This is a genomic window from Variovorax paradoxus (genome assembly GCF_030815975.1).
Lineage (GTDB): Bacteria > Pseudomonadota > Gammaproteobacteria > Burkholderiales > Burkholderiaceae_C > Variovorax > Variovorax paradoxus_N.
The window spans coordinates 5312414-5319885 of sequence record NZ_JAUSXL010000002.1 but is presented as its reverse complement, the minus strand read 5'-3'; the positions used below and the strand labels follow the sequence as shown (position 1 = coordinate 5319885).

Here is a 7472-nt window from a genome sequence, read left to right as displayed (position 1 = left end):
CACGCCGGCGTGGGCGTAGCTGATCACGCCGGGCTTGGCCTTGGCCTGCGCCACCATGTCGCGCAGCGACTTGAAGGGCGAACTGGCCGGCACCGCGATGCCGAAGGTCTGGCCCGAGGTGCGGGCCAGGTAGCTCAGGTCCTTGAGCGGATCGATCTGCACGGTGCCGATCTGCGCGAAGCGCGTCACCGAGATGGGGATCTGCCCGATCGTGTAGCCGTCGGGCCGCGCCGAGGCCAGCGCCTTGGTGCCGATCATTCCCGAGGCGCCGGCCCGGTTTTCCAGCGCAATGGGCTGGCCGAGCTCGCGCGCGGCGATCTGGCAGACGGCGCGCATCGAGCGGTCCGCAGTGCCGCCCGCGGGCCACGGGCAGATGAAGCTGATGGGGCGGTCCGGATAGTCCGCGGCAAAGGCGCGGCCGGTGGCAGTGGCGAGCGCGGCGGCGCCGAGGCCGCCCAGCACCAGTTGGCGCCGCTGCAGGGTGCGATGGAAGTCCATGTGTGTCTCCGACAATTTGTAGTTCGATGAAAGCTGGGCGCATTCTTCAGCAGACAATCATTGCAATCCAATGAAATAGCGGACTCTCTTCATAGCCTGGAGGTTATGAAGAGGAAAAAGCCCGCAAGCCCCACGATGAGCCAGATCGACCGCGTCCTGCGTTCCAACCTCAAGTTGCGCCACCTGCAGATGCTGGTGGCGCTCGACCAGTTCCGCCACCTGGGCCGCGCGGCCGAGTTCCTGTCGGTCACGCAGCCGGCGGTGTCCAAGTCGCTGGTGGAGATCGAACGCATGTTCGGCCTGGCGCTGTTCGAGCGCTCCACGCGCGGCACCGAGCCCACGCCCTACGGCGACAGCGTGGTGCGTTTCGCGCGCTCGGTGCTGGCCGACTACGACCGCACGCGCGACGAGATCGCGGCCGTGGCCAGCGGCGCCGCGGGCCGCACCAGCGTGGGCGCCATGGTGGTGGCCATGCCGGTGCTGCTGGCGCGCGCGGTCGAAATGCTCAAGGCCAACTCCTCGCAGACCACGGTGCTGGTGGAGGAGGGCGACCTCACGCGCCTGCTGCCCAAGCTGCGCCTGGGCGAGCTCGACCTGTTCGTGGGACGGCTGGAGCCCGGCTACGCGGCGCCCGACCTCGACACCGAGGCGTTGCACCCCGAGCCCATGCAGGTGGTGGTGCGCCCGGGGCATCCGCTGGCCGCGAAGCGCCGGCTGGGCTGGGCCGACCTGGCGAAGGAGTGCTGCGTGATGCCGCCGCCCTGGGCCTCGCTGCGCGTGAAGCTCGACCAGATGTTCTTTCGCGACGGTGTGCATCCACCGGCCGACATCATCGAGTCGGCCTCCTTCCTGGCGCAGATCAGCTTTTTGCAGCAGCGCGATGCGGTGGCCTTCATGGCGCGCTCCGTGGCGCGGCATTTTCAGCAGCAGGGCATGCTGAAGGTGCTGACGCTCAAGGTGCCGATCGAGTTGCCGCCGGTGGGCCTCATCACCATGCGCGGGCGCAGGCGCACGCCCAGCACGCAGCAGCTGCTCGAATGCCTGCGGCGCGCGGCCAGGGCCAAATCCCCGGCTTGAGGCGGCGCCGTGGCTTTCCGGCACGGCATCCCCAATTCATGGGTATGCACCCTGCAGTGCCTTCGAAGACCATTCGGGCATGTACTTGCATACCCTGGTCGCCGGTCTGCCGCATGCGGACCGCACGGCATTGGACGAGGCCAGCGAACTGCGCGCCTACCAGTGCGATGAACCCGTTCTTGCCTCGGGCGAGTGGACGGACCGGGTCTATTGCGTGGCGAGCGGGCTGCTGCACGTGGTGAGCCATGGGCGCGCGAGCGGCGCCGATGTCGTGACCGACCTGATTGGCCAGCACGACTTCTTTCTTGGCCCGTCGCTCAGCGAAGACCGCTACCAGGCGAAGCACACGCTGGTGGCGGCGCAGGCTTCATCGGTGTACCTGATTCCCGTGGCGGCCATGCGCGGGCTCTGCGAAAAGCACCCGCAGGTGGCCGTGAAGCTGCTCGGCATTGCCATCGAGCGCACGAGGGCGCTGCGTGGGCAACTCGGCCTGGGGTAGGCACCGGCCGGTTGCCGTCGCGCGCTATTTGCCCGGCGGCGGATTGGCAGGTGCCGTCTGCGGCGCGCTCTGCGTCGGCGTCGACGGCTTGACCGGCCCTTCCTCGCGCGTCTGCGTCAGGAAGTTGTAGGCCAGCGCCAGGATGAATACCACGATGGCCGCGCCGATACCCCACCGGAACACCCGCGCGTTGTCGCGTTCGTCGGACTTGAGTTGTCGAGAGGGCTTCATGCGCCCAACGCTGCGCCGGTGCGCAGGCCTGCGATGTCGGACATTGGAGACGGCCGCATGGCGACGCGTGCTTACGCCTTCGCCTGCGCGATGATGCCGCGCACCAGGGCCGACAGCGTGCAGAGGTAGCGCGCGTCGGCCGAGAGCGAGCGGCTCATGGCGTGGATGAGTTCGCCGAAGTCCTCATCCCCGGGGCCGCTGCCGGCATCGAGCCGGTGGCGCGACATCGCAACGCAGATGCGGCTCTGCACCTGCATGTAGTGGGCGCGCAGCAGCACGCTGCGCGCGAGCAGTACATCCAGGTTCAACAGGTCCAATGCGGTCATGGATGTTCCTTCACTTTTCGCGGAACGACCTCGGCCCAATGCGGTGTCGAAGAAGATTCGGACGGAGGCCGGGCGCGCCGCGTAGGAAGCTTTCTCGTGTGCTGCGACAGCACAGACTACATGGCTGCCTGCCTGTCGCTGGCGCCGCGCCGCAACGCCGGCAGGCCTGCGTCAGAGCTGACCCTGGCCATCGCCGGTGCGGTCGTGCACCCAGCGCATCGCCTGCTGCTCCGCGTGCCGCAGCGCCTCCGCCTCGGTGGCATAGGCGATCTCGTCGGTGTCGTTGGGCAGCGTCTCCTTTTCCTCCGCGCCGTGCCCGCGGCCGAGGCACACGACCACGGGGCGGTACACGCCGGGGCCCGTGCGCTGCGCACCGTACTTGAAGTGCCAACCCCTGTAGATGAAGTCGATGCCCGGTTCCCCGGCGCCGCTCCCGGCGGCTGCGTCCTGCGTGATCATTGCGAATCCTCCTTGAGCGTGAAGGCGTCGAGTGCTCGAGTTGAATCGCACCAAAGCTAGGCGGCGGGCGCGATGCGAGGCGTCGGACGACGTGCCGTCGGGCAGTCCGCTGGCCCCGGCAAGATGCCGCCGCTGCCATTTGTAGGCGCAGTGGCAAAATTTGAGGATCGAACGCCGCGCATCACAGGCCAGGAGGCTCCGGTCCCGCAATGACTCCCTTGTCCCCATCGAACCCGCCACCGTCCTCTTCGGATGCCAGTGACGGCGAGTCCGAGCGCGCGCCCACCGCACTGGGCTTCCCGGTCATCGGCATCGGCGCCTCCGCGGGCGGGCTGGAAGCACTGATCCGCTTTTTCGGGAACATGCCGCCCGATGAGGGCATGGCCTTTGTCGTCATCCTGCATCTCTCGCCCGAGCACGAGAGCAACGCCGCCGACATCCTGCAGCGCGCCACCCGGATGCCCGTCGCGCAGGTCACGCGGCCGACGCCGGTCGAAGCCGACCACGTCTACGTGATTCCACCGGGCATGGAGCTCACGATGAGCGACGGCCACCTGCAGGTGGCCGCCAGCGAGCGCGCCACGGGACTTCATGCGGAGGTCGATGTGTTCTTTCGCACCCTGGCCGAGGTGCACAAGGAGCGGGCCATCTGCATCGTGATGTCGGGCATGGGCAGCGATGGCGCGGTCGGCCTCACCCGCGTGAAGGAGAACGGCGGCATCACCATGGCGCAGTCGCCCGGCGACGCGGCGCACGACGCCATGCCGCGCGCGGCCATCACCACCGGCATGGTCGACATCGTGATGCCGGTGGCCGACATGGGCCAGCGCCTGGTCGAGCTCTGGCGCAATGCGCAGCACATCCGCCTGCCGCACGAGGAGCCGGCGGGCCCGGTGGCCCAGGGGCCCGACAGCGGCGCGGAGGCCAGCCTGGCCGAGCAGGCATTGCAGGAGATCATGGAGCTCCTGCGCACCTCCACGCGGCACGACTTCCACCACTACAAGCGGGCCACGGTGCTGCGCCGCCTGGAGCGCCGGCTGCAGGTGAACCGCCTGGCCGACCTGCCGGCCTACCGCGACTTCCTGCGCGACCACCCCGAGGAAGCGGCGCCGCTGCTGCAGGACATGCTCATCAGCGTGACCAACTTCTTCCGCGATCCCGATGCCTTCGAGGCCCTCGAGCGCGAGGCCATTCCCGCGCTGATCGAGAGCAAGCAGCCAGGCGAGCAGGTGCGCGCCTGGGTGGCGGGCTGCGCCACCGGCGAGGAAGCCTATTCGCTGAGCCTGCTGCTGCGCGAGCAGGTCGACCGGCAGTCCAAGCCGCTCGATATCCAGATCTTTGCCACCGACATCGACGAGCGAGCCATTGCCGTGGCGCGCAAAGGCCTCTATGCCCAGGGCATTGCGGAAGACATCTCGCCTTCGCGGCTGCGGCAGTTCTTCGTGGCCGAGCAGGACCAGTACCGCGTCGCCACCTCGGTGCGCGAGCCGGTGCTCTTTGCATTGCACAACCTGCTGCGCGATCCGCCGTTCTCGCGGCTGGACCTCATATGCTGCCGCAATCTCCTGATCTATCTCGACCGCGCAGCCCAGGCGCATGTGCTGGAGATGTTCCGCGTTGCGCTCAAGCCCGGCGGCTACCTGTTTCTCGGCACTTCGGAATCGATCGACGTGGCGGGCAGCCTGTTCGCTTCCGTCGACAAGAAGAACCGCATCTACCGCGCCGATCCTCAGCTCTCGCCCGGACGCCACGTGCCCCTCATCAGCGATGCGCCGCCCGGGCACGGCGCGACCGGTTCCATGCAGGCGCTGCGCTCGCACAAGCGCAGCGAGCGCCTGAGCTTCGCGCAACTGCACCAGCGTGCGCTGGAGCAGTTCTCGCCGCCCAGCGTGCTCGTCAACGCCGACCATGACGTGCTGCACCTGTCCCATGGCGCGGGCCGCTTCCTGGAGCGGCCCGGCGGCGAACCTTCGAACAACCTCCTGAACAACGTGCGGCCCGACCTGCGGCTGGAATTGCGAACCGCGCTCTTCAAGGCCGCGCAGACGAACCGCAGCGTGGAGACGCGGCTCGTGCAGAAGCGGGACGACGGCCGGCAGATGTTTCTCAACATCACCGTGCGTCCGCTGCAGCAGAAGGAAGACGAGAAGGGCGGCGCTGCGCAGCTGACGCTCGTGGTGTTCGACGAAATCGAGGAAAGCATGCAACCCGAAGGCGGCGAGCCGGCCGATGCGGCGCGCGAGCAGCTCATCGGCAAGATGGAAGACGAGATCCGCCAGCTCAAGCTGCATCTGCAGGACACCATCGAGAGCTCCGAAACCGCGACCGAGGAGCTGAAGGCCTCCAACGAGGAACTGCAGGCCATCAACGAGGAGCTGCGTTCGGCCACCGAGGAACTCGAAACCAGCAAGGAAGAACTGCAGTCGATGAACGAGGAGCTCGTGACCGTCAATTTCGAGCTCAAGATGAAGGTGGAAGAGCGCGGCCACATCAACGACGACCTGCAGAACCTGATTGCCTCGTCCGAGATTGCCACCGTTTTCGTGGACCGCGGCATGCACATCAAGCGCTACACGCCGCACGCGAGCAAGCTGTTCAACCTGATTTCGTCGGACCTCGGGCGTTCGCTGTTCGACATCACCAGCCGGCTCGACTATCCGGAACTGGCGCACGACACCGCGGCGGCCTTCAAGGAGCTGCGCGCCAGCGAGCGGCACGTGGCCAGCGCGGACGGGCGGCAATTCCTGGCCCGCATTCTCCCGTACCGCACGGCGGAAGACAGGATCGAAGGCGCGATCCTCAACTTCTTCGACATCACCGAGCTGCGCGCCGCCGAAGAGCGGGTGCGCGCGGGCGAGGAGCGGCTGCGGCAGGTGGCGGCCACGACGCGCGACTTCGCCATCATCACGACCGACGAGCGGGGCCTGATCACCACGTGGAACGCGGGCGCGCAGCGCATCTTCGGCTACTCGGAAGAAGAGATGCTGCACCAGCCGCTCGCGATGATCTTCACCGCCGAAGACCAGGCGAGCGGCGTGCCTGAGGCGCAGATGCGCCGCGCGCTCGAGCTGGGCCGCGCCGAGGACGAGCGCTGGCACCAGCGCAAGGACGGCAGCCGCCTCTTCTGCAGCGGCGTCACCACGCCGCTGGAGCCCGCGGCGGGCGGCGGCTTTGCCAAGATCGCGCGCGACATGACGGGTACCAAGCAGCACGAGCTCGCGCAGGAGCATCGCCTCTTCAAGGAAAAGAAGGCCAGCCTCAGCGCGCAGATGGCCAACGAGCTCAAGGACAGGTTCCTGGCCGTGATGTCGCACGAGCTGAAGCAGCCGCTCAACCTGATCCAGATGAATGCCGAGCTGCTCATGCACATGCCGGGCACCTCCGAAAACCCGGCCGTGCGGCGGGTGGGCGAGACCATTAAGCGCGCCGTGGCGAGCCAGACGCGCATCATCAACGACCTGCTCGATCTCTCGCGCATCCGCACCGGCAAGCTGCGGTTGAACCGGGTGGCGGTCGACCTGGGCGAGCTGGTGCAGGCCGTGGCGCATGCCGCCGTGAGCGGCGCGGCCGGTAAGCAACTCGCACTGGAGCTGGACTGCGATGCCGGCGTAGCCTGCGACGGCGATCGCGTGCGCATCGAGCAGATCGCCTGGAACCTGCTGAGCAATGCGGTCAAGTTCACGCCCGATGGCGGGCGCATCCGGGTCCGCGTTGCCGCGGCCGACGAGAGTTTTGCCAAGCTCACGGTGAGCGATACGGGCTGCGGCATCGCACCGGAATTTCTTGCGCATGTGTTCGGCATGTTCAACCAGGCGAGCAGCGATGTGACGCCGCCCAATGGCGGCCTGGGCATCGGCCTGGCGCTGGTCCATGAACTGACGCGGGCCCACGGCGGCCGGGTGGAGGTGCATTCGGCGGGGCTGGGGCAGGGCGCCGAATTCAGCGTGTGGCTGCCGCGCGTGGGCGCGGCCGTGGAGCCGCCGGCGGACCGGGTGCCGGCCGAAGTCAGCCTCGTCGGCTGGCGCGTGCTCGCGGTGGACGACCATGCCGATGCGCTGGCTCCGTTCGCCGAGGTGCTGCGGCTCGAGGGCGCCATGGTCGACATTGCGCAGAGCGCGAAGAAGGGCCTGGAGCTGCTGGAGTCGAACACCTACGACCTGCTGGTATCCGACCTTGGCATGCCCGAGATGGACGGCTACCAGTTCATTGCCGAGGTGCGGCGGCGGCCGGCCACGCGCGAGCTGCCTTCCATCGCGATGTCCGGCTTCGGCCGCCGCGCCGATGCGCGCCGGGCGCTCGAGGCCGGCTTCAACGCGCACCTGCCCAAGCCCGCGTCGATCGAGGAACTCAAGGCCGCCATCGGCCGGCTGTGAGAGCTTGCG

General features: G+C 68.1%; 7 protein-coding genes. 3 read left to right on the top strand and 4 right to left on the bottom strand.

Annotated features, from left to right (window positions below; translation table 11 throughout):
* On the bottom strand, window positions 1–498 hold a 498-nt coding region (locus QFZ47_RS28830; protein ID WP_307658876.1), incomplete at its 3' end, for a Bug family tripartite tricarboxylate transporter substrate binding protein.
* Window positions 499–633: 135 nt separating this feature from the next.
* Between QFZ47_RS28830 and QFZ47_RS28825 the strand changes: the two genes are divergently transcribed.
* Together QFZ47_RS28825 and QFZ47_RS28820 are read left to right on the top strand one after the other, a co-directional pair.
* Window positions 634–1575, top strand: a complete 942-nt coding sequence (locus QFZ47_RS28825) for a LysR substrate-binding domain-containing protein (RefSeq protein WP_307658875.1) — start codon at window positions 634–636, stop codon at window positions 1573–1575.
* Between the two features lie 79 nt (window positions 1576–1654).
* Window positions 1655–2074 (top strand): Crp/Fnr family transcriptional regulator, encoded by a 420-nt coding sequence (locus QFZ47_RS28820; protein ID WP_307658874.1) that lies wholly within the window; start codon window positions 1655–1657, stop codon window positions 2072–2074.
* Between the two features lie 24 nt (window positions 2075–2098).
* Here QFZ47_RS28820 and QFZ47_RS28815 read toward each other — a convergent pair whose 3' ends face one another.
* The 3 genes from QFZ47_RS28815 to QFZ47_RS28805 form a co-directional block, all read right to left on the bottom strand.
* Window positions 2099–2305, bottom strand: coding sequence for a hypothetical protein (locus QFZ47_RS28815; protein WP_307658873.1), 207 nt, complete (start codon window positions 2303–2305; stop codon window positions 2099–2101).
* Between the two features lie 71 nt (window positions 2306–2376).
* On the bottom strand, window positions 2377–2631 hold the full coding sequence (locus QFZ47_RS28810; protein ID WP_307658872.1) for a hypothetical protein: 255 nt from the start codon (window positions 2629–2631) through the stop codon (window positions 2377–2379).
* 171 nt (window positions 2632–2802) lie between these two features.
* On the bottom strand, window positions 2803–3090 hold the full coding sequence (locus QFZ47_RS28805; RefSeq protein WP_307658871.1) for a hypothetical protein: 288 nt from the start codon (window positions 3088–3090) through the stop codon (window positions 2803–2805).
* A gap of 209 nt (window positions 3091–3299) precedes the next feature.
* On the opposite strand from QFZ47_RS28805, the gene QFZ47_RS28800 reads away from it, so the two are divergent.
* Complete coding sequence (locus tag QFZ47_RS28800; protein ID WP_307658870.1) at window positions 3300–7463, top strand: CheR family methyltransferase; 4164 nt, start codon at window positions 3300–3302, stop codon at window positions 7461–7463.
* Window positions 7464–7472 lie beyond the last annotated feature (9 nt).

Bases quoted from the DNA above. Each gene is read 5' to 3' on its own strand.
- QFZ47_RS28800 (WP_307658870.1), top strand. From the start codon at position 3,300: ATGACTCCCTTGTCCCCATCGAACCCGCCACCGTCCTCTTCGGATGCC.
- QFZ47_RS28815 (WP_307658873.1), bottom strand. From the start codon at position 2,305: ATGAAGCCCTCTCGACAACTCAAGTCCGACGAACGCGACAACGCGCGG.
- QFZ47_RS28810 (WP_307658872.1), bottom strand. From the start codon at position 2,631: ATGACCGCATTGGACCTGTTGAACCTGGATGTACTGCTCGCGCGCAGC.
- QFZ47_RS28820 (WP_307658874.1), top strand. From the start codon at position 1,655: ATGTACTTGCATACCCTGGTCGCCGGTCTGCCGCATGCGGACCGCACG.
- QFZ47_RS28805 (WP_307658871.1), bottom strand. From the start codon at position 3,090: ATGATCACGCAGGACGCAGCCGCCGGGAGCGGCGCCGGGGAACCGGGC.
- QFZ47_RS28825 (WP_307658875.1), top strand. From the start codon at position 634: ATGAGCCAGATCGACCGCGTCCTGCGTTCCAACCTCAAGTTGCGCCAC.